We start from the raw sequence: 22129 nt of genomic DNA on the forward strand, positions 1-22129 counted from the left end.
GGCCGTCGGCAGGAGGCTGGGTATTAGCGCGCACAGCACGGATCTGCCCCGCTGGGTGTACCTGCCCGCGGCCGTCGGGACCGCCTTCGTGGGGCTGCCATTGCTGGCCGTCGCGGTGAAGGTCGATTGGCCGCATTTCTGGTCGCTGATCACGAGCCCCTCGTCGCGCACCGCGCTGGCGCTCAGCCTTCGGACCGCGACCGCCAGCACGGTGTTGTGCGTGGCGCTGGGCGTGCCGATGGCGCTGGTGCTGGCGCGCAGCACGGCGCGACTGGTGCGGTTGCTGCGGCCGTTGATCCTGCTGCCGCTGGTGCTGCCCCCCGTCGTCGGGGGCATCGCCTTGCTCTATGCGTTCGGGCGGCTCGGACTGCTCGGCCAGTACCTGGAGGCCGCGGGCATCAGCATCGCGTTCAGCACCACCGCCGTGGTGCTGGCGCAGACGTTCGTCTCGCTGCCGTTCCTGGTGATTTCCCTCGAGGGCGCGGCGCGTACCGCGGGGGCCGACTTCGAGGTGGTGGCCGCGACGCTCGGGGCGCGGCCCAGCGCGGTCTGGTGGCGCGTCACCTTGCCGCTGTTGGCGCCGGGAGTCGCGTCGGGCGCGGTGCTGGCGTTCGCCCGCTCGCTGGGAGAGTTCGGCGCCACCCTGACCTTCGCCGGCTCGCGGCAGGGGGTGACCCGCACGCTGCCGCTGGAGATCTATTTGCAGCGGGTGACTGACGCCGACGCGGCCGTGGCGTTGTCGCTCCTGCTGGTCGTGGTGGCGGCCCTGGTGGTGTTGGGGCTGGGCACACGCCGGCTGACCGGGGCGGACGCGAGGTAGGGCCGGGCCATGAGCGAATTGCAGCTGCGCGCGGTCGTCGCCGACCGCCAGGTGGATGTGGAGTTCTCGGTGTCCGCGGGGGAGGTGCTTGCGGTGCTCGGGCCCAACGGCGCGGGCAAATCGACTGTCCTGCATGTCATCGCGGGCCTCCTTCGACCCGACCACGGGACGGTGCGGCTGGGCGATCGGGTCTTGACCGACACCGCGGCCGGGATCGACGTCCCGACGCACGACCGCCGAGTGGGGCTGCTGCTGCAAGACGCATTGCTGTTCCCCCACATGACCGTTGCCGCCAACGTCGCTTTCGGACCGCACAGTCGTCGCGCGAGCCTGCGTCCGGCCCGCGCGACGCAGAAAGCGACGGCATCCCGCTGGCTGCGCGAGGTGGACGCCGAGCGGCTCGCCGACCGCAAACCGCGACAGCTCTCCGGCGGGCAGGCTCAGCGGGTCGCCATCGCAAGGGCGCTGGCGGCCGAACCCGACGTGTTGCTGCTCGATGAGCCCCTGGCCGGGCTCGACGTCGCCGCGGCCGCGGCGATCCGGGCGGTGCTGCGCGAGGTCGTCACCCGCAGCGGCTGCGCCGCGATCCTGGTCACCCACGACCTGCTCGACGTGTTCACGTTGGCCGATCGGGTGCTGGTGCTCGAGTCCGGCAAGGTCGCCGAAATCGGGCCGGTGCCCGACGTGCTCACCGCGCCGCGCAGTCATTTCGCGGCCCGCATCGCCGGTGTCAACCTGGTCAATGGGACGGTCGACCGCGACGGCTCGCTGGTCGCGCACGGCGGCGACCGCTGGTACGCCGCCCCACCCGAGCGGGGCGAACTGGTCTCACCCGAGCAGCATGCGATCGCGGTGTTCCCGCCCACGGTGGTCGCCGTCTATCGCGACCGGCCGCACGGCAGCCCCCGCAACGCCGTGGAAGTCACCGTGGCGGAGATGGATGTCCGCGGGTCGGCGGTGCTGGTGCGCGGCGCCCAGCAACCCGACGGCGCCCCCGGCCTGGCCGCCGAGATCACCGCGGACGCCGCCGCCGAGTTGCGGCTGGCGCCGGGGGACCGGGTGTGGTTCTCCGTGAAAGCCCATGAGGTGACGCTGTATCCGGCCGCGCACTGAGCGCCGGTGGCGGAATGTCCGGCGACGTCCGCCGTCCGCAAGGCAGTCGGCAGGTTGCACATTGGCAACATCGACACAACTGCGCTGCAATAGTCCGCAAAGCTCCTTGCGTCACAGCCGTAACACGGTAGGTTCGTCGCCATGGAGCAGGTGGAACCGATTTCGACACGCCGCAAAGGACTGTGGACGACGCTGGCGATCACCACGATGAGTGGTGCCAGCGCACTCGCCATCGCGTTGCCGGCGACCTCGAGCGCCGATCCCGAAGTCCCGACCCCCGTCCCGCCGAGCCCGGCCGCTCCGGCGGCCCCGGCGGCTCCGGCCGCTCCCGCCGCACCGGCGCCACCCGCAGCACCGGCGGCTCCGGCCGCGCCGGCGGCTCCGGCGGCTCCGGCGCCGAATGGGCAACCGGCACCGGGTGATCCCAACGCGGTCCCACCGGCCGTGGCCCCCAACGGGGCACCGCCACCGCCGGTCGACCCCAACGCGCCCCCACCACCGCCCGTCGACCCCAACGCGCCGCCACCACCGCCCGTCGACCCGAACGCGGGGCGGATCAACAACGCCGTGGGTGGATTCAGCTACGTCCTGCCCGCCGGCTGGGTCGAGTCGGACGCTTCCCACCTGGACTACGGTTCGGCGCTGCTGAGCAAGGTGACCGGCCCGCCGCCGATGCCCGACCAACCGCCGCAGGTTGCCAACGACACCCGCATCGTGATGGGTCGCCTCGACCAAAAGCTTTACGCCAGTGCGGAAGCCGACAACGCAAAGGCCGCGGTGCGGCTGGGTTCGGACATGGGTGAGTTCTTCATGCCCTATCCCGGAACGCGGATCAACCAGGAGAGCACCCCGCTCGCCGGCGCCAACGGCAGCACCGGGAGCGGGTCGTACTACGAAGTCAAATTCAGTGACGCCTCCAAGCCGAACGGCCAGATCTGGACGGGCGTGATCGGTTCGGCCAACGGCGGGAACGCGCAACGCTGGTTTGTGGTGTGGCTCGGAACCTCCAACGACCCGGTGGACCGGGGCGCGGCCAAGGCGCTCACCGAGTCGATCCAGGCCTGGACACCGCCGGCGGCTCCGGGAGCCCCGCCGGCTCCGGGTGCGCCCGCACCGGCGGTTCCTGGTGCGCCCGCGCCGGCACCGGCGGTTCCTGGGGCGCCCGCCCCGGCTCCCGCACCCGGGGCTCCCGCAGCGCCGGCGGCTCCGGGGGCACCGGTCCCGGGCCAGGCGCCGGCCGTGGAGGTCAGCCCCACTCCCGCGCCGGCACCGCAGCAAACTCGCTCGGCCTGATATAGGCCGACGGAAAACCGGTTGGTCAACCGTCTCCGATTCGGCACTCGTTTCGTGACCCAAACTGGGTATACCGAAGTGACGGCCCAGCAAAGCGCTGGGCTTTGCCAGCGATTGCAAGGAGACCCGCAATGGACATCATGGCAGCTACGGAATTCCTCGCTCGATCAAGCACGCTCACCAGCGTCGGCTGGATCGGTTACATCATCATCGGTGGTATCGCCGGTGCGATCGCCAGCAAGATCATCCGCGGTAGCGGAGCCGGGATCCTGATGGACATCGTGATCGGCATTGTGGGCGCGCTGGTCGGCGGTTTCATCCTGAGCTTCTTCGTCGACACCGCCAGCGGCGGCTACTTCTTCACCTTCTTCACCGCCCTGCTCGGCTCGTTGCTCCTGCTCTGGATCGTCGGCATGGTCCGCAGGACCTAGCCGCCGAACCCGTTGCGGCCGTGGTGGTTAGCGGCATGATGGAGCGATGGCATCACCGGTGACCACCACGGCAATGCGCGCCTGGCGCGTTCGTCGACCCGGGCCGATGGATACCGGCCCGCTCGAGCAGGTCACCACCGAGGTGCCGCGGCCGGGTCCGTCCGAACTGCTGGTGGCCGTGCGAGCGTGCGGGGTGTGCCGGACCGACCTGCACGTCACCGAAGGCGACCTTCCCGTCCACCGCGAGCGTGTCACGCCCGGGCACGAGGTGGTGGGGGAGGTCGTCGAACTCGGCGCCGAGGCCGGCGACGAGTTCCGGGTGGGGGACCGGGTGGGTATCGCCTGGCTGCGCCACACCTGTGGCGTGTGCAAGTACTGCCGCCGCGGCGACGAGAACCTCTGCCCGAAATCCCGCTACACCGGCTGGGACGCCGACGGCGGCTACGCCGAATTCGCCACCGTCCCGGCCGCTTTCGCGCACCCCCTGCCCGGCGGGTACAGCGACAGCGAACTCGCCCCGTTGTTGTGCGCGGGCATCATCGGTTACCGCTCGCTGCTTCGCGCCGAGCTGCCGCCCGGCGGGCGGCTGGGCCTCTACGGATTCGGCGGCAGCGCGCACATCACCGCGCAGGTCGCCCTCGCGCAGGGCGCAGAGGTGCACGTGATGACCCGCGGAGCCCGGGCCCGCGAGCTGGCGTTGGAACTCGGCGCCGCATCCGCACAAGGCGCGGCGGATCCGCCCCCGGCGCCACTGGACGCCGCGATCCTGTTCGCTCCCGTCGGTGATCTGGTGCTGCCCGCGCTGCAGGCGCTGGATCGCGGTGGCACGCTGGCGATCGCCGGGATCCACCTCTCGGATATCCCGGCGCTGAACTACCAGCGTCACCTGTTTCAGGAACGCCAGGTCCGGTCGGTCACCTCCAACACCCGGGCCGACGCGCGGGCCTTCCTCGATTTCGCGGGCGAGCACCACATCGAGGTGACCACGCCCGAATATCCTCTCGGACAAGCCGATCGGGCGTTGACGGATCTGAGCGCCGGGCGCATCGCGGGCGCGGCGGTGCTGCTGGTGTGACCGTTCTCAGGTGGACAGGTGCCACACGAACGCGGCGGCGAGCGCACCGAGCCCATTCAGGGACCAGTGCAACGCGATCGGCGCGATCAGGCTGCCGCTGCGCCGGCGCAGCCAGCTGAAGACGAACCCCGCGGCTCCCGTCGCCACCACGGCGCCGGCCACCCCCGCCACCATTCCCACGATCCCGCCGCCGAACAGCCGGGTGAACCCCACGTTGCTGCTGGTCAGTCCGAACGACGTGGCCACGTGCCACAGCCCGAACAGCAGCGAGCCCGCCAGCGCGACCCCGCGAAAACCCCACGCCCGGTTGAGCGCGCCGTGCAGGACGCCCCGAAACGCCAGCTCCTCGGGGATGACGGTCTGCAGCGGGATGATGACCATCGAGGCGACCATCGCGCCCGAGATCGTGGCATAGCGGTTGTTCAGGAACATCGGCCGGGTCGCCGGCAGCAGCACGCCGACCGCGATCACCGAGGCCACCACCGCCACGGCCGCCAGCGCATAGCCCAGTCCCGGCTTCCAGTGCTCGCGCCCGAGGCCGAGGTCCGCCCAGCCCAAACCGCGGCACCGCATCAAGATGACCAGCCCGACGGCGGCGGCCGGGACCGTGCCGGCGCTCGCCCATGGCGTGGTGAAATGCGCGATCAAATCCGTCAGGACGAGAACCACGACGACGACGGCGATGTCCAGGTGGATCCGGAACCGGTGCAGTGCCGAAGGCTGGGACGCCACAGGGTGAACGTCGACTGTGCCGGCCTCATGCATCCGGCCAGTCTACCGGCGGCCCACGGCGCGACGGGCCAATGCGATTGCCGTCATGCGAATCTCAGTCGCTCGGGCCCCAGGTCCACCCCGAAATCTTCGGGTCGTCCTCCCCGTGCTCGCGGGTGTACATCCGCGCGGCCAGGCGGGCGTCGACCATGCGCTGCCGCAGCATGGCGGCGCGGCTGGCCAATCCGTCGACCCGGTCGATGACATCCATGACCAGATGGAAGCGGTCCAAATCGTTGAGCATCACCATGTCGAAGGGCGTCGTCGTGGTGCCGCGTTCCTTGAAGCCGCGCACGTGCATATGCGCGTGGTTGGTGCGGCTGTAGGTCAGCCGGTGGATCAACCACGGATAGCCGTGGTAGGCGAAGATCACCGGCCTGTCCGGGGTGAACAACGCGTCGAATTCGCGGTCCGGTAGGCCATGCGGGTGCTCGGTGTCGGGCTGCAGCCGCATCAGGTCGACGACGTTGACCACGCGGACGGCCAGCTCCGGCAGCTCGGAGCGCAGGATGTCGGCGGCGGCCAGCGTCTCGAGTGTCGGGATGTCCCCGGCGCACGCCAGCACGACGTCGGGGTCGTCGGTCGCGGTGCTCGCCCACTCCCAGATGCCCAGCCCGCGGGTGCAGTGCGCGACGGCCTCGTCCATGTCGAGATAGGCCAGCGCGGGCTGCTTGCCGGCGACGATGACGTTGATGTAGTCGCGGCTGCGCAGGCAGTGATCGGCCACCGACAGCAGCGTGTTGCCGTCCGGCGGCAGGTACACCCGGGTCAGCTCGGGTCGCTTGTTGGCGACGAGGTCGATGAACCCCGGGTCCTGGTGGGACGCCCCGTTGTGGTCCTGCCGCCACACGTGCGAGCTCAGCAGGTAGTTCAGCGACGCGATCGGCCGCCGCCACGGCAATTCCCGGCTGGTGGCAAGCCATTTCGCGTGCTGGTTCAGCATCGAGTCGACGATGTGCACGAACGCCTCGTAGCAGTTGAACAGGCCGTGCCGCCCGGTCAGCAAGTAGCCCTCCAGCCACCCCTGGCACAGGTGCTCGGACAGCACCTCCATGACGCGACCATCGGGCGCCAGGTGCTCGTCGTCGGGCTCGATCTCGGACAGCCACACCTTGTCGGTCGATCCGTAGACGGCGTCGAGCCGGTTGGAGGCCGTCTCGTCGGGCCCCATGAGCCGGAATCGGTCCTTGTTGCGGGCGATCACGTCGCGCAGGAACCCGCCCAGCACCCGGGTCGCCTCGTGCGTGACGGCCGCCGGTCGCTCGACGGCGACGGCGTAGTCGCGGAAGTCGGGCAGGTCGAGGTCGTGCAGCAACAGCCCGCCGTTGGCGTGGGGGTTGGCGCTCATCCGGCGATCCCCGCTGGGCGCCAGCGCCCGCAGCTCCGGCCGCAGCCGGCCGTTTTCGTCGAAAAGCTCCCCGGGCCCATAGCTGCGCAGCCACTCTTCGAGCTGGGCACGGTGTTCGGGGTTGTCGCGCGTCGCGGCCAGCGGCACCTGGTGCGAGCGCCAGGTGCCCTCAACCTTCTTGCCGTCCACCATCTTTGGCCCGGTCCAGCCCTTGGGGGTACGCAGCACGATCATCGGCCACACGGGCCGCTCGACCCCGTTGCCGGCGCGGGCCGCACTTTGGATGGCGGCGATGTCGTCGAAGGCGTCGTCGAGGGCGGCGGCAAGTTGCCGATGCACATCGGCCGGGTCGTCACCGGCGACCGTGATCGGGCGGTACCCGTAGCCGCGCAGCAGCGATTCCAGTTCGGCGTGCGGGATGCGGGCCAGCACCGTCGGGTTGGCGATCTTGTAGCCGTTGAGCGCCAGGATCGGCAGCACGGCGCCGTCGGTGACGGGGTTGAGGAACTTGTTGGAGTGCCAGCTGGCGGCCAGCGGCCCGGTTTCGGCCTCGCCGTCACCGACGACGCAGGCCACCACCAGATACGGGTTGTCCAGCGCGGCGCCGTAGGCGTGCACCAGCGCGTAGCCGAGCTCGCCGCCCTCGTGGATGGATCCCGGCGTCTGGGCGGCGACGTGGCTGGGGATCCCGCCGGGGAAGGAGAACTGCCGGAACAGCTTGCGCAGGCCCTCGGTGTCCTCCTCGATGCCCGTGTAGACCTCGCTGTAGGTGCCTTCGAGGTAGGCGTTGGCGACCAGCCCCGGTCCGCCGTGCCCCGGCCCGGTCACGTAGATGACGTCGGCGTCGCGGTGGCGGATGACCCGGTTCAGGTGCGCGTAGACGAGGTTGAGCCCGGGGGTGGTGCCCCAGTGCCCCAGCAACCGCGGTTTGACGTGATCGATGGTCAGCGGCTCGGTGAGCAGCGGGTTGTCCAGCAGGTAGATCTGCCCGACCGACAGATAATTGGCGGCACGCCAGTACTTGTCGATCAGGGCGAGTTCGTCGTCGGAGAGCGCGGTTGCGTGGGTCATCTCACCGATTGTTCCCACCGATCCCTCCCGCTACTCCTCGCCGCGGGCGCGGGCTTCGTACGCCTGCCGCTTTTCGACGTCGACGTCGTCGGTGAAGACGTGATCGCCGCCGAGCATCCGGTTGAGGCCCTCGGCGATGCGGCGCGGCCAGAATTTCTGGGACACCACCATCGCCCCCGCGGCCTTGGTGATCCGCACCCGCGGCTTGGGGTGGGCCACCAGCTTGACGATGGCGTCGGCGATCTCGGCGGGCTCGGCGTTGCGGAAGCCCTTGGCCCCGTTCGTGCCCGCGGTGAGCTCGGTGTTGACGAACGTCGGCAGCACCGCGGAGAACTTCACCCCGGCCGAGCGGTACTCCAGCCGCGCCGAGTCGGTGAACGCGACCACCGCGTGCTTGCTGGCGCAGTAGGTCGCCAGGCCGACGATGTAGAGCTCCCCGGCCAGGGAGGCGACGTTGATGACGTGGCCTGTGCCACGGGGCACCATGCGCTGGGCCGCCAGCTTGCTGCCCAGGATCACGCCGTAGACGTTGATGTCCAGAATCCGCCGCGTGACCGCGTCCGGCTCGTCGACGATGCGGCCGACCGGCATGATGCCGGCGTTGTTGATCAGCACGTCGATCGGGCCGAGCCGGCGTTCGACCTGGTCGAGGAAATCGGCGAAGGAGTGCGGGTCGGTGACGTCGAGCTTGCCGTAGACGTCCAGTCCGAGGTCGGCGCCCGACTCCTTCACCCGCACCTCGTCGACGTCGCCGATGGCGACCTTGGCGCCCAGATTGTGCAGCGCGGTCGCGGTGGCCAGCCCGATTCCCCGGGCTCCGCCGGTGATGACGATGACCTTTCCGCGGACTTTGAGGCCGAGGGAACCCGTGTCTGCCATGTTCGGTGCCTTCCAGATTCTTGACGGGTGTCAACTAGACAATCCGGTAAGCACAGCACTCGAAGTCCGGCCGCGCAACAACCGGTCGGACCGGGCGAGGTTCAGCGCACGGCCAGCCACACCAGGCTGGCGGCGCCGGCCAGCGCACAGTAGATCGCGAACGGGGTCAGCGTCCGGGTCTGGAAATAGCGGGTGAGGAAGCGCACGGCCAGGTAGGCGCAGACGAACGAGGCGACGCTGCCCGCCAGCACCTGGCCGCCGATGCCGGCGCCCAGCGGCCCGAAGAGCTCCGGGATCTTGTACACCCCGGCGGCCAGGATGATCGGCGTCGCGAGCAGGAAGGAGAAGCGAGCGGCGTCCTCGTGCGACAGGCCGCGCCACAGGCCGGCGACGATCGTGATCCCCGACCGGCTGATACCGGGGAACAGGGCCAGGATCTGCGCGGCCCCGATCACCAGGCCGCGCGGCAGCGGGAGTTGGGCCAGCCGCTGATCCGAGGCCTCGTCGCCGTGTTCGAGCTCCGCATCGGACGGCGCCGGCTGTCCCGGCGCGGGCGCGGGCGCGATGCGGCGGCGCAGCACCTCGCCCACGTACAGGGCGATGCCGTTGAGCAACAGGAACGTCGCCGCCGGGATCGGTTTGCCGAGCGTGGTCCGAAACAGCTGCTCGAGCGCCAGGCCGGCCAGGCCCACCGGGATGGTGCCCACCACGATCAGCCACGCCAGCCGCTCGTCGGGCGTCTGAATGCGGCGATACCGCAGCGACGAGAAGAACCCCGACAGGATGCGCAGCCAGTCGCGCCAGAAGAACAGCAGCAGGGCGGCGGCGGTGGCGACGTGAAGGCCGACGATGAAGGCGAGGTAGGGCGAGTGGGGGGCCGAGACGCTGAGGTCCTGCGCCCACCGCCCGCCGACGAGTGCCGGCACCAACACCGCGTGCCCCAGGCTCGAGACCGGGAACAGCTCGGTGACGCCCTGGAACGCGCCGACCACCACGGCCTCGACGTAGCTCAAGTGCGCGGTCATAGTGGGTGCCTCCATCGGACGACGGGTCGCGGTCGGCCTGTGACGATAGCCCACGCCGCGCCGGCGCGGGTCCGCGACCGAGCGTTGCGGCTGACCCGGACGGACAGAGACCGAATCAGCTTGCCCACCTGGCCTTTTGGCCGCCTCGTCGCTCGGCCGGGCGGCTAAACGCCCGCCGTGCAGCGCCCTGACCAGGCAGGTACGGTGTGCAGATGGTCGACGGGTTGCTCGATGCCGTGCGCGTCCTCGACTTGTCGGGCGGGGTCGCCGACGTGGTGACCCGCCTGTTCGCCGATCTGGGCGCCGACGTGTTGAAGGTGGAACCGCCGGGCGGCTGCCTGGCGCGTGACGCGCTGCCGACGCTGCGCGGCGCCAGCATCCCGTTCGCCGTGCACAACGCCAACAAGCGCAGCGCGGTGCTCGACCCGTTCGACGACGAGGACTGCGCCCGCTTCCTCGATTTGGCCGCCGACGCCGACATCGTCGTGGACACCGGCGCCGACGAGCGCGGCGCCATGTTCGGAACCTCCGGCGAGGAGCTCGCCGCCCGCTACCCGCACCTGGTGGTGCTATCGATCACCGACTTCGGCGCGACCGGCCCGCGGTCCTCGTGGCGCGCCACGGATCCGGTGCGCTACGCGATGTGCGGCGCGCTGTCGCGGTCCGGCCCCACCGCCGGCACCCCGGTGCTGCCGCCGGACGGCATCGCGTCGGCCACCGCGGCCGTCCAGGCGGCGTGGGCCGCGCTCGCGGCGTACTACAACCGATTGCGTTGCGGCACCGGCGATTACATCGACTTCTCGTGGTTCGACGCGGTCGTCATGGCCCTCGACCCGGCCTTCGGCGCGCACGGGCAGGCCGCCGCCGGCGTCCGGCGCACCGGGCGGTGGCGGGGCCGCCCGAAGAACCAGGACGCCTACCCGATCTACCCCTGCCGGGACGGCTACGTCCGGCTGTGCGTGATGGCGCCCCGGCAGTGGCGCGGCCTGCGGCGCTGGCTGGGGGAGCCGGAAGACTTTCAAGATCCCAAATACGACGTGATCGGCGCGCGATTCGCGGTGTGGCCGCAGATCAGCGAGCTGCTGGAGAAGCTCTTCGCCGGACAGAGCATGAAGGATCTGGTGGCCGCCGGACAGGCGCACGGGGTGCCCATCGCCGCGGTGCTGACGCCGGCGCGGATCCTGGGTTCGGATCACTTCCAGGCGGTCGGCGCGATCACCGAGGCCGAGCTCGTCCCCGGCGTGCGGACCGCCGTGCCGACCGGGTATTTCGTGGTCGACGGCCGGCGCGCGGGTTTCCGCACACCGGTGCCCGCCGCGGGCAACGACGAACCGTACTGGCGCGGCAATCCCTCGGTGGTGCCGTCGGCCTCCGGCCGGCTCGGCGACTATCCCTTTGCGGGACTGCGGATTTTGGATCTGGGCATCATCGTCGCCGGCGGTGAGCTGAGCCGGCTGTTCGGCGACCTGGGCGCCGACGTCATCAAAATCGAGAGCGCCGATTACCCCGACGGATTGCGCCAGGCCCGCGTCGGCGAGGCCATGAGCGAGTCCTTCGCCTGGACGCACCGCAACAACCGCGGTTTCGGGCTGGACCTGCGCAGCGCCGAGGGCAAGAAGGTCTTCGGCCGGCTCGTCGCCACCGCCGACGCGGTCTTCGCCAACTTCAAGCCGGGAACCCTTACCGCACTGGGGTTTTCCTACGACGAGCTGCGCGCCCTCAACCCGCGGATCGTGCTCGCCGAGAGCAGCGCGTTCGGCGACACGGGGCCGTGGAGCGCGCGGCTGGGGTACGGCCCGCTCGTGCGGGCCACGACCGGCGTCACCCGGCTCTGGACGAGCGACGGCCCGGGGGAGGGTACCGAGGCGGCGCGGCACGCGTTTTACGATGCGACGACGGTGTTCCCCGACCACGTGGTCGGCCGGGTCACCGCGATCGCCGCGCTGGCCGCGCTGATCCACCGCGACCGGACGGGCAACGGCGCCCACGTCCACATCTCGCAGGCCGAAGTCGTGGTCAACCAGCTCGACACCCTGTATGTCACGCAAGCCGCGCTCGCCGCGGGCATCGACCGGATCCGGCAGGACACCAGCCTGCACGCGGTCTATCCCTGCGCCGGTGACGACGAATGGTGCGTCATCTCGATCCGAACGGACGACGAATGGCGGCGCGCCGCTTCGGTTTTCGACCACCCCGAATGGGCGGACGACCCGCGCTTCGCCACCGGCGAAGCGCGGCTGGACAATCGGGACGAGTTGGTGGAACGGGTCTCGGCCTGGACCCGCACCCGCACCCCGCTGCGGGCCGCCGAACTGCTGCAGTCGGCGGGTGTTCCGGCCGGGCCGATGAACCGTCCGCCCGACATACTCGAGGACCCGCAGCTGATCGCGCGAAACGTCTACAGCGCCATGACTCATCCGCTGATCGAGAACCCGCTGCCCGCCGAGACGGGACCGGCGCCCTACCGCCACATTCCGTCGGCCCGGCGGGCCCCGGCACCTCAACCCGGGCAGGACACCGTCGAGATCTGCCGAAACGTGCTGGGAATGAACACCACCGACATCCAGCGGCTGATCGACGACCGCGTGCTGTTCGGCCCGGCCACCGACGCCTGAGCCGCCCCGCGGTCGCCCGAATGTGCGGCCGGCCGCACCCTCGCGCCCCACTGTGCGGCGAGCCGCACGCCCGGGGTCCGATAGGTTCGACGCATGACCGCTGACCCCAGGACCCCGGTTTTGATCGGCTATGGCCAGGTCAACCACCGCGACGAGATCGATCCGGCCACGCGGTCCGTCGAGCCGATGGACCTGATGGTGGCCGCGGTCGAGCGGGCCGCCGACGCCGCGGTGATCGAGGCGGTCGACTCGATCCGGGTGGTCAACATCCTGTCGGCCCAGTATCGGGATCCCGGGCTGTTATTGGGCCAGCGCATCGGCGCCTCGGATTTCACCACGCTGTATAGCCCGGTCGGCGGCAATGTGCCGCAATCGCTGCTCAACCAGGCCTGCCTGGACATCCAGGGCGGCCGCGCGGGCGTCGTGCTGCTGGCCGGCGCCGAAACCTGGCGCACCAGGCGGGGTCTGCGGGCCCAGGGCGGCAAGCTGGTGTGGACCGAACAGGACCGCTCGGTCCCGATGGCCGAGGTGAGCGGCGACGACGTCCCGATGGCCGGCGACGCCGAGATCAGGATTTCCCTGGACCGCCCGGCCTACGTCTATCCGCTGTTCGAGCAGGCGCTGCGGGTGGCGCGCGGCGAGTCGATCGACGATCACCTCCGGCGCATCGGGGAGCTGTGGGCGCGGTTCAACGCGGTGGCGGTGGACAACCCGCACGCGTGGATCCGCACGCCGTCCAGTGCCGACGACATCCGCCGGGTGGGCCCGCGGAACCGGATGATCAGCTGGCCCTACACCAAGTTGATGAACTCCAACAACATGGTCGACCAGGGCGCGGCGCTGGTTCTGACCTCGGTCGAGCAGGCCAGGAGGCTGAAGATCCCCGCCGAACGCTGGGTGTACCCGCACGCGGGCACCGACGCGCACGACACACCGTCCATCGCCGAGCGCCACGAACTGCACCGGTCCACGGCCATCCGGATCGCCGGCGCGCGGACGCTCGAGCTGGCCGGCCTGGGCATCGACGACATCGATTACGTCGACCTGTACTCGTGCTTTCCCTCCGCGGTGCAAGTCGCGGCGGCCGAACTCGGGCTGAGCGTCGACGACCCCGCCCGGCCGCTGACCGTGACCGGCGGACTGACGTTCGCCGGCGGCCCGTGGAGCAACTACGTGATGCATTCGATAGCCACCATGGCGGAGTTGCTGGTGGCCAATCCGGGCCGGCGCGGTCTGATCACCGCCAACGGCGGCTACCTGACCAAACACAGCTTCGGTGTCTACGGCACCGAACCGCCGGCCGAATTCCGTTGGGAGGACACGCAACCAGAGGTCGACGCGGAGCCGACGACCGACGCGGTGGTGGAATGGGAAGGCGTGGGCACCCTCGAGGCGTGGACGACGCCGTATGACCGCGAGGGACGGCCGGAAAAGGCCTTTCTGGCGGTGCGCACCCCCGACGGGTCGCGCGCGCTGGCCGTGGTCACCGACGCCGACGCGGTGCAGGCCTCGGTGCGTGAAGATCTCGGTGGCGCCAAGGTCGCCGTCGTTGCGGACGGCAGCGCGACGCTGCGCTAGCCCCGTCACCCGTATGGCGCCAGGTCAACGGCGCCGATCCTGGGTAACGGTCGCGTAGCCTATGCCGACTTGCCTATTGTTGAGTGCTGAGGGTTGGGGGAGGTGAGCCCAGGTGCACATCCTGGTTACCGACGCCACCGGCGCACTCGGGCGCCTGGTCGCTGGGCAGCTCATCGCTGCCGGGCACACGGTCACCGGCATTGCTGAGCTCCCGCATCCCTGCCTCGACCGCAACGTCGAATTTGTTTGCGGATCGCTGCGCGACCGCGTCTTGCGGGAGCTCACCGACGAGGCAGACGCGGTCATCCACCTGGCACCCATCGACCCCACCGCGCCCGGCAGTGCCGGCATGGACGGGCTGGCGCGGGTCACCGATGCGGCCGCGCGCGCCGGCTCCCGCCTGGTGTTCGTGTCGCAGGCCGCGGGACGGCCCGAGTTGTATCGGCCGGCCGAGGACCTGGTGTCCTCGAGCTGGGGACCCACCGCGGTCATCCGGATCGCGCCACCGGTCGGGCGCCAGCTCGAGTGGATGGTGTGCCGCACCGTGGCCACGCTGTTGCGCAGCAAGGTGTCCGCGCAGCCCATGCGCGTGCTGCACCTCGACGACCTGATGCGCTTTTTGGTCCTGGCGATGGACACCGACCGCACCGGTGTGGTGGACCTCGCCAGCCCGGACACCGTCAACATGGTCACGGCCTGGCGCGTGTTGCGAGCCGCCGACCCGCGCATCCGGCCGCATCGGGTGCGCAGCTGGGCCCAGCTGACGCCGGAGTTCGATGTCGCTGCGGCACAAGAGGACTGGATGTTCTCGTACGGCTGGCACGCGCTGGACGCCGTCGCCGACACCGCGCGGGGACTCGTCGGGCGCCGGCTGGACACCGCCGGCGCGATCAACCAGGGGGGACAGCTCGCGCTGCCCGTCGAGGTGCTGCCGCAATCTCGGCGACCGGCCGGTGACGACGTGCGCACGGCCGCGCCGGAAGGCCTGGAGGGCGAATTCGACGATCAGATCGATTCGCGGTTCCCGGTTTTCAGCGGCGCCGCACTGGCCGAGGCGCTGCCCGGACCGCTCACCCCCATCACGCTGGACGTCCAATTGAGCGGGCTGCGCGCCGCGAGCCGGGTGCTGGGACAGGCGCTCGCCCTCGGCGGCGTCGCCGATGCCGAATGGGGCAGCAGGGCCATCGCGGTGTTCGGCCACCGCGCCTACGTCGGCGTGTCGGTCAACATGGTCGCGGCCAGCCAGCTGCCCGGCTGGGACCAGGACGCCGTCGCCCGCAACGCCCTCGTCGGCCAGCCCCAGGTCGGCGATCCGCTGCCGTTCGGCGAGCCGGCCTGGACGGCCGGGGCGCTCGGCTCGGTCGCCAAGGCCGTCGCCGCGGGGCGGTCGGTCGCGCTCCTGCGTCACCTGCGGGCCGACACCCGGGCGTATTGCGCCGCCGCGGAAGCAGAGCACCTCGACGCCGCCCAACTGGCGTTGCTGCCCGAAGCGGCCCTTGAAGTGCGGCTGCGGCTGTTGCGCGACCGCATCCACCAGGGCTGGATCCTCAACGCGCTCTGGTTGATCGACACCGGCGTCACCGCCGCGGCGCTGCCGCGCAGCCAGGCGGGGCGCAGCGTGCCCGGGATCAGCATGATCACCGACAGCGGACTCGTCGCGGCGGAGACCGCCGAGCTGGCGTCGGCGCTGCGGGCCGACCCGCCGTTGCGCGCGCTGGCCGCCGAGGGCAACCTCGCGAGCATTCGTGCGCTGTCGCCGAAGACCGCCGCCACCGTGGACGCGGTCGTCGCACGAATCGGGCACCGCGGTCCGGGCGAGGCCGAGCTGGCCAGCAAGACCTTCGCCGACGACCCGACGATGTTGCTGACCGCCGCGGCGGCGGCCCCACCCCCCGAGCCCACGCCCGCCACATTGGCCGAGCGGCTTACCGCCAACGCGCGCGGTTCGCGGGAGCTGGCCCACGACACCACGATGCGGTTCACGCACGAACTGCGGATGACGTTGCGCGCGTTGGGATCTCTGCGCGTCGAGGCGGACCTGATCGACGCCGTCGACGACATGTACTACCTGACGTGCAATGAACTGGTCACGATGCCGGGCGACGCACGGCTGCGGATCAAACGCCGCCGCACCGAACGCGAACGCCTGCAGGCGCAGTTCCCACCCGACGTTATCGACGGGGCCTGGGCGCCCGTCCCGCACAGCCCCGACGACTCCGGCGCCGGGACCACCGCCGAGGATGGCTCAGCCGAGCAGCTCGCCCAGGGTTGACTGCGGGTCGGCCAGCTTGTCGGGGTCGACGGCGGCCTTCGACCGGATCAGCGCTTTGACGTCGTCGAGCACATCCCAGATATTGACGTTCATTCCGGCCAGCACCCGGTGGCCGCCGTCGAGCCAGAACGCGACGAACTCCCGGCCGGCGACGTCACCGCGAAACACCACCCGCTCGAAGCTGGGGGCGTGTCCCACGTACTCCATCCCGAGGTCGTATTGATCGGTGAAGAAATAGGGCAGCTCCGCGTATTCGCCTGGTGTGCCCAGCATCCCGGCCGCCGCCACGGCGGGCTGCTTGAGCGCGTTGGCCCAGTGCTCGGTGCGGATGCGGGTGCCCAACAGCGGGTGTTCGGCGGCCGCGATGTCGCCGACCGCATAGATGTCGGGATCGCTGGTGCGCAACGAGGCGTCGACGAGCACCCCGCCGTCGCCCAGGGAGAGCCCGGCCTGCTCGGCGAGTTCGACGTTGGGCTTGGCGCCGACGGCCACCAGCACGGCGTCGGCGGCCACCGTCGATCCGTCCCGCATCCGCAGGCCGGTGGCCGAGTCGTCGGCCCTGGTGATCTCCGCGACCTGCGTCTCGAGGCGAAGATCCACCCCGTGCTCGCGGTGCAGGGTGGCGAACACCTCGCCGACGGTCTCGCCCAGCGCGGCCAGCAGCGGCTGCCTGGCGGTTTCCACCACGGTGACGTTGACACCTCGCTGGCGCGCACCCGCCGCCACTTCCAGCCCGATCCACCCGGCGCCCACGACCGCGAGCGAAGCGCCTTCGGACAGAACGTCATTCAATGCCACGGCGTCTTCGTAGGTGCGTAGGTAATGCACACCGGGGGAGTCCGCCCCCGGTATCGGGGGCCGGCGCGAGGCCGATCCCGTGGCCAGCAACAGCTTGTCGTAGCCGACCGTGGTGCCGTCGGGAAGCCCTACCGTGTGGGCGGCGGCATCCAGGGTGCTCACCCGCGTGTTGAGCCGCAGGTCGACGTTGTGGTCGCGGTACCAGTCGGAGTTCTGCACGGTGAAATCGGTCAGCGACTTTTTGCCGGCCAGATACTCCTTCGACAGCGGCGGCCGCTCGTAGGGCAGATGTTCCTCGTCGGCGAACACAATGATGTGCCCATCAAAATCGTTGTCGCGCAAAGCTTCTACGGCTTTGGCGGCCGCGAGTCCGCCGCCGATGATGACGAAGCTGGTCGAGTTGGCCATGGATGGGGCTCCGTTCTGTGGAATTTTCAGCCTACTCGCGGGCGCTCAGCCCAACAGCTCGCGCAGGTCGAGAGCGTTGCGGACCGCGTGCCCGCCCAGGTCGTTGTTGAAATACATCCACACGTCCTTCCCTTCACCGTCCCAAGCGGTGAGCCGCTCGGCCCAGCGCCGCAGATCGTCAGCGGTGTAGGAACCGGCGTAATTGGCCTCGGGATCCGGCCCGTGCATCCGGATGTACACCAGATCGGTCGTCGCGCGGGGAATGCACTCGAGCCCCAGCCCACTCATCACCACATACGCGGCGCGATGGCGTTCCAGCAGCTCGAACACCGCGGGGTCATTCCACGACGGGTGCCGCAGTTCGACGGCGACGCGGATCGACGCGGGCATGAGTTGCAGGAACGAGTCCAGGCGCGCGTCATCGCGCTGCTGTTCGGGGTGCAGCTGCACCAGCAGCACGCCGTGGCGATCACCCAGCAGCTGCCAGCAGCGTTCGAATCGTTCGATCCACGGTTCGGGGGAGGCCAGCCGGCGGTAGTGCGTCAAGCCGCGATGCGCCTTGACCGACATGGTGAAGCCGTCCGGCAGCTGATCGCGCCAACCCTCGAACGTCGAATCCTTGGGCCACCGGTAGAAACTCGCGTTCAGCTCGACGGTGTCGAACGCCTCGACGTAGCGGGCGAGCCGGCGCGCCGACGGCGTTCCCGGCGGATACAACACATTGATCCAGTGGTTGTACGACCACCCCGAGGTACCGATTCGTATGGTCACCGCGGCTCAGCCGGCCACCCGCTGACGCACATCGGCGTCCAGCGACGCCCTGACCAACGCGGCGGCCAGTCGCGCATTGGCCTGCGGCGCAAGGCTTCCCAGTTTCTTCGGTTCGGCGGGCAGGCCAAATAGCTTGGCGGTGCCGGTGGCGCGGTCATCGAAATACGGCCGCACCCAGGTCCACACGTCCTGCACCTCGCGCAGGTAGATGTCGGCGCCCGTGTCGCCGATTCCCTTGAACTGCTTCAGCATCCGTTTCGCGGTGGCCACGTCATGCCCGCTGCGATCGGCCAATTCGCGCATGTCGCCGGAGTAGTCGTCGCGAAGTCGTTCGGCCATATCGGTGAGCCGGGTGGCCGAGCTCTCGTCGTAACGCACGTAGTGCGCGCGCCCAAAGGCGTCGATCATGGTTTTCCGGTCCGAGGCCAGCACGGCCTTGGGAGTCCGCAGGCCCGCCTTGAAGAGTTCGCGCGCGGCGGCCGTGGCGATGGTCGCATCGATCGGCTTGCTGGCCAGCATGCACAGCACCAAAAGCTGGAACAGCGGCATCGGCTTGTCGCTCAGCGTGATGCGCGCCTGCGCCGCGTAGGTGGTGCCCGCCACGTCGAGCAGTCGTCGCACCCGCTTGTCCATACCGCACCGCGTACCCCTACGCCGCGACGGCAAACCGCGCCCGCTATTTGGGCGGCAGGCTGCGCGCGTGGTCGACCCCGCGTTTGACCCAACTGTGAAGCTGGCGTTTGGTTTGCACCCCGGCGGCCTCGACGCGCAACCAGCCCCGGGCTTCCCGTCCGGCCATCACCATGGGGCTGACGTGCGCGCGCCCGGCGAGTTTGTCGGTGTCCTCGCGCGGCACCCGCACCAACAGTCCGCCCTGGCCGCTGACGGCCACCGACATGTTGCCGTTGACCAGGAACGCCAGGCCGCCGAACATGCGCTTCTCGTCGATGCCGGGCCGGCCCGCGAGGAGTTCGCGGATCCGGTTGGCCAGGTCTTCGTCGTAGGCCATCCGCGGGTTCAGTCCAGGTCGACCCGGACGGTGAGCAGGTCGCTGCCCATCAGGCGCACCATCGCGCTGTTCAGCCGCGGCAGGTTGCCCAGGCGCTGCACCGCGTCGTCGTCGGGCAGGAGGTGGGCGGTGCCGTGGCGCCACGTGCCGCCAACACGCACCCGCACAGCCGGATTGGCCTTGATATTGCGGATGTAATCCGAGTGCTCGCCGTGTTCGGAGACCATCCAGAACTGGTTGTCCACCACGCGCCCGCCCACCGCGGTGCGCCGCGGCTGCCCGCTCTTGCGTCCGGTGGTTTCGAGCATGGTCATCGGCAGCTGCCGGCCGACCGGGTTGACCAGCAGGCGTTGAACACGGTGGACCACTTGTCGTTTGAGAGTCACGGGTTCATTCAACGCCGGGCGTGACCGCGGGGAAAGCCCCGGGTCACGCCCGGCGCCCCGATCAGGCCGCGGCCGTGGCGGCCGAGGCCGCCGGTTCGAGCGCCTGGGCCACGATCTCGGCGACGTCGGTCATGGGCCGCACGTCCAGCGCCTCGAGCACCTCGGCGGGCACGTCATCGAGATCCGGCTCGTTGCGCTGCGGAATGAAAACCGTTGACAGCCCGGCACGTTGGGCGGCCAGCAGCTTTTGCTTCACCCCGCCGATGGGCAGCACCCGGCCGTTCAGCGTGACCTCTCCGGTCATGCCGACGTCGGAGCGGACCTGGCGTCCGGTGGCCATCGAGACCAAGGCGGTCACCATGGTGACACCGGCCGACGGGCCGTCCTTGGGCACCGCCCCCGCGGGCACGTGGACGTGGATGCGCCGGTCCAGCGTCTTGGGATCCACACCGAGCTCGGCGGCGTGCGAGCGCACGTAGGACAGCGCGATCTGCGCCGACTCCTTCATCACGTCGCCCAATTGACCCGTCAGTTGCAGGCCCGGGTCACCGTCGGTGGAGCCGGCCTCGATGTAGAGCACGTCGCCACCGAGGCCGGTGACGGCCAGGCCGGTGGCCACACCGGGCACCGCCGTGCGGTCGGCCGATTCCGGCATGAACCGCGGACGGCCCAGGTAGTCAACCAGATCCGGCTCGTCGATGGTGATCGGTCGCGGATCGTCAACCAGCTTGGTGGTCGCCTTGCGCAGCGCCTTGGCCAGCAGCCGTTCGAACTGTCGCACACCGGGCTCGCGGGTGTAGTCGGCGGCGATCTTGCGCAGCGCCGCGTCGCTCACCGCCACCTCGTCCTCGGTCAGCGCCGCGCGGTCCCGCTGCCGGGGCAGCAGGTAGTCCCGCGCGATGGCGACCTTGTCGTCCTCGGTGTAGCCGTCGATGGCCACCAGCTCCATGCGATCCAGCAAGGCCGACGGGATGTTCTCGATAACGTTGGCCGTCGCCAAAAACACCACATCGGACAGGTCCAGGTCCAGATCCAGGTAGTGGTCGCGGAAGGTGTGGTTCTGCGCCGGGTCGAGCACCTCGAGCAGCGCCGCGCTCGGATCGCCGCGGTAGTCGGAACCGACCTTGTCGATTTCGTCCAGCAGCACAACGGGATTCATCGATCCCGCCTCACCGATCGCGCGCACGATCCGGCCCGGCAACGCGCCCACGTAGGTACGACGGTGCCCGCGGATCTCGGCCTCGTCGCGCACACCGCCCAGGGCGACGCGCACGAACTTGCGGCCCAACGCCCGGGCCACGCTCTCGCCCAGCGACGTCTTGCCGACGCCGGGGGGACCGGCCAGCACCATCACCGCACCGGAGCCGCGCCCGCCGACCACCTGCAGCGCGCGTTGGGCGCGGCGCGCCCGCACGGCCAGGTACTCGACGATGCGATCCTTGACGTCGTCCAGCCCGTGGTGATCGGCGTCCAGGACTTCCCGCGCCGCCTTGAGGTCGGTGGAGTCCTCGGTCTTGACGTTCCACGGCAGGTCGAGCACGGTGTCCAGCCAGGTGCGAATCCAGCCGCTCTCCGGACTCTGGTCGCTCGAGCGTTCCAGCTTGCCGACCTCGCGCAGCGCGGCCTCGCGCACCTTCTCGGGCAGCTCGGCGGCCTCGACGCGGGCGCGGTAGTCGTCCGAACCATCGGGTTCGCCCTCGCCCAATTCCTTGCGGATGGCGGCCAGCTGCTGACGCAGCAGGAACTCCTTCTGCGTCTTCTCCATGCCCTCGCGCACGTCCTCGGCGATCTTGTCGCTGACCTCGACCTCGGCGAGGTGGTCGCTGGTCCAGTCGATCAGCACGCGCAGGCGCTCGGCGACGTCGACCGTCTCCAGCAGCTGGCGCTTCTGCGCGTTGCTCAGGTAGGACGCGTACCCCGAGGTGTCGGCCAGCGCCGACGGATCGGACAGCCGGTTGACGTAATCGATGATCTCCCAGGCCTCGCGTCGTTGCAGCATGGCCAGCAGCAGCTTCTTGTACTCCGCGGTCAGCGCCTTGACCTCGTCGGTCGCCTCGGCCTCGGGGACCTCGGTCACCTCGACCCACAGCGCCGCCCCGGGGCCGGATGCGCCCGCCCCGATCTGTGCCCGGCGCTCGCCGCGCACCACCGCGGCGGTGCCGCCACCGGCGATGCGCCCGACCTGCAGGATCTTCGCGATCACGCCGTGGGAGGGATACCGGTCCTCGAGCCGGGGGGCGATCAGCAGCTGTCCCGACTCGCTGGCCTGGGCGGCGTCGATCGCCGCGCGGGCCGCGTCGTCCAGCGCGATCGGCACCACCATTCCGGGCAGCACGATGGTGTCGGTGACAAACAGCACCGGCACCGACTTGGCTTCAGCCATCAAATCCTCCAAAAGTTGAGTCTGATGCGCTTAACCCAGCCCGGCGCCGGTTTGTTCCCGCGCGCCCCGGCCAGCGCGGGGGT

Annotated in this window: 18 protein-coding genes; 8 read left to right on the forward strand and 10 right to left on the reverse strand. The window is 70.2% G+C overall.

Going from position 1 to position 22129, the window contains the following annotated elements; all coding sequences use genetic code 11:
- The first annotated feature begins 22 nt into the window (after window positions 1-22).
- From QGN31_RS13550 to QGN31_RS13570, 5 genes are all read left to right on the forward strand, one after another.
- Complete coding sequence (locus QGN31_RS13550; protein WP_193375560.1) at window positions 23-820, forward strand: ABC transporter permease; 798 nt, start codon at window positions 23-25, stop codon at window positions 818-820.
- Window positions 821-829: 9 nt separating this feature from the next.
- On the forward strand, window positions 830-1933 hold the full coding sequence (locus QGN31_RS13555) for a sulfate/molybdate ABC transporter ATP-binding protein (RefSeq protein WP_201359118.1): 1104 nt from the start codon (window positions 830-832) through the stop codon (window positions 1931-1933).
- A 141-nt stretch (window positions 1934-2074) separates the two neighbouring features.
- Window positions 2075-3226, forward strand: coding sequence for an alanine and proline-rich secreted protein Apa (locus QGN31_RS13560; protein WP_201359117.1), 1152 nt, complete (start codon window positions 2075-2077; stop codon window positions 3224-3226).
- Between the two features lie 131 nt (window positions 3227-3357).
- A complete protein-coding gene (locus tag QGN31_RS13565; RefSeq protein ID WP_008256923.1) occupies window positions 3358-3657 on the forward strand; it encodes a GlsB/YeaQ/YmgE family stress response membrane protein in 300 nt (99 codons plus the stop codon).
- A 46-nt stretch (window positions 3658-3703) separates the two neighbouring features.
- Window positions 3704-4732, forward strand: a complete 1029-nt coding sequence (locus QGN31_RS13570) for a zinc-binding alcohol dehydrogenase family protein (protein WP_014382612.1) — start codon at window positions 3704-3706, stop codon at window positions 4730-4732.
- 6 nt (window positions 4733-4738) lie between these two features.
- Here QGN31_RS13570 and QGN31_RS13575 read toward each other — a convergent pair whose 3' ends face one another.
- The 4 genes from QGN31_RS13575 to QGN31_RS13590 form a co-directional block, all read right to left on the reverse strand.
- A complete protein-coding gene (locus QGN31_RS13575; RefSeq protein WP_201359116.1) occupies window positions 4739-5497 on the reverse strand; it encodes a CPBP family intramembrane glutamic endopeptidase in 759 nt (252 codons plus the stop codon).
- A 61-nt stretch (window positions 5498-5558) separates the two neighbouring features.
- Window positions 5559-7922, reverse strand: a complete 2364-nt coding sequence (locus tag QGN31_RS13580; RefSeq protein WP_201359115.1) for a phosphoketolase family protein — start codon at window positions 7920-7922, stop codon at window positions 5559-5561.
- Window positions 7923-7952: 30 nt separating this feature from the next.
- Window positions 7953-8801, reverse strand: coding sequence for an SDR family oxidoreductase (locus tag QGN31_RS13585; protein ID WP_201359114.1), 849 nt, complete (start codon window positions 8799-8801; stop codon window positions 7953-7955).
- 101 nt (window positions 8802-8902) lie between these two features.
- Complete coding sequence (locus QGN31_RS13590; protein ID WP_008256912.1) at window positions 8903-9826, reverse strand: undecaprenyl-diphosphate phosphatase; 924 nt, start codon at window positions 9824-9826, stop codon at window positions 8903-8905.
- A 206-nt stretch (window positions 9827-10032) separates the two neighbouring features.
- Between QGN31_RS13590 and QGN31_RS13595 the strand changes: the two genes are divergently transcribed.
- The 3 genes from QGN31_RS13595 (at window position 10033) to QGN31_RS13605 (ending at window position 16291) form a co-directional block, all read left to right on the forward strand.
- A complete protein-coding gene (locus QGN31_RS13595) occupies window positions 10033-12441 on the forward strand; it encodes a CaiB/BaiF CoA-transferase family protein (RefSeq protein ID WP_201359113.1) in 2409 nt (802 codons plus the stop codon).
- Between the two features lie 93 nt (window positions 12442-12534).
- Complete coding sequence (locus QGN31_RS13600; RefSeq protein ID WP_201359112.1) at window positions 12535-14019, forward strand: acetyl-CoA acetyltransferase; 1485 nt, start codon at window positions 12535-12537, stop codon at window positions 14017-14019.
- A gap of 112 nt (window positions 14020-14131) precedes the next feature.
- Window positions 14132-16291 carry an NAD-dependent epimerase/dehydratase family protein gene (locus QGN31_RS13605; protein WP_201409484.1) on the forward strand — a complete coding sequence of 720 codons (2160 nt, stop codon included), beginning with the start codon at window positions 14132-14134 and terminating at the stop codon, window positions 16289-16291.
- On the opposite strand, the gene QGN31_RS13610 is transcribed toward QGN31_RS13605, so the two are convergent.
- From QGN31_RS13610 to lon, 6 genes are all read right to left on the reverse strand, one after another.
- Complete coding sequence (locus QGN31_RS13610; protein ID WP_201359110.1) at window positions 16265-17497, reverse strand: NAD(P)/FAD-dependent oxidoreductase; 1233 nt, start codon at window positions 17495-17497, stop codon at window positions 16265-16267. The two genes, QGN31_RS13605 and QGN31_RS13610, sit on opposite strands and share 27 nt — an antisense overlap.
- Window positions 17498-17542: 45 nt before the next feature.
- A complete protein-coding gene (locus tag QGN31_RS13615) occupies window positions 17543-18268 on the reverse strand; it encodes a DUF72 domain-containing protein (RefSeq protein WP_201359109.1) in 726 nt (241 codons plus the stop codon).
- Window positions 18269-18274: 6 nt separating this feature from the next.
- Window positions 18275-18901, reverse strand: coding sequence for an endonuclease (locus tag QGN31_RS13620; protein ID WP_201359108.1), 627 nt, complete (start codon window positions 18899-18901; stop codon window positions 18275-18277).
- A gap of 43 nt (window positions 18902-18944) precedes the next feature.
- The gene (locus tag QGN31_RS13625; protein ID WP_009953025.1) at window positions 18945-19277 is read right to left on the reverse strand and encodes a TfoX/Sxy family protein; all 333 of its coding nucleotides are present in this window, start codon (window positions 19275-19277) and stop codon (window positions 18945-18947) included.
- Between the two features lie 8 nt (window positions 19278-19285).
- The gene (locus QGN31_RS13630; RefSeq protein WP_036390302.1) at window positions 19286-19663 is read right to left on the reverse strand and encodes a nitroreductase family deazaflavin-dependent oxidoreductase; all 378 of its coding nucleotides are present in this window, start codon (window positions 19661-19663) and stop codon (window positions 19286-19288) included.
- A 61-nt stretch (window positions 19664-19724) separates the two neighbouring features.
- On the reverse strand, window positions 19725-22046 hold the full coding sequence (gene lon / locus QGN31_RS13635) for an endopeptidase La (protein ID WP_201409485.1): 2322 nt from the start codon (window positions 22044-22046) through the stop codon (window positions 19725-19727).
- Between the last annotated feature and the right edge of the window lie 83 nt (window positions 22047-22129).

Source organism: Mycobacterium sp. 2-64, assembly GCF_035918375.1.
GTDB classification, from domain to species: Bacteria; Actinomycetota; Actinomycetes; order Mycobacteriales; family Mycobacteriaceae; genus Mycobacterium; species Mycobacterium intracellulare.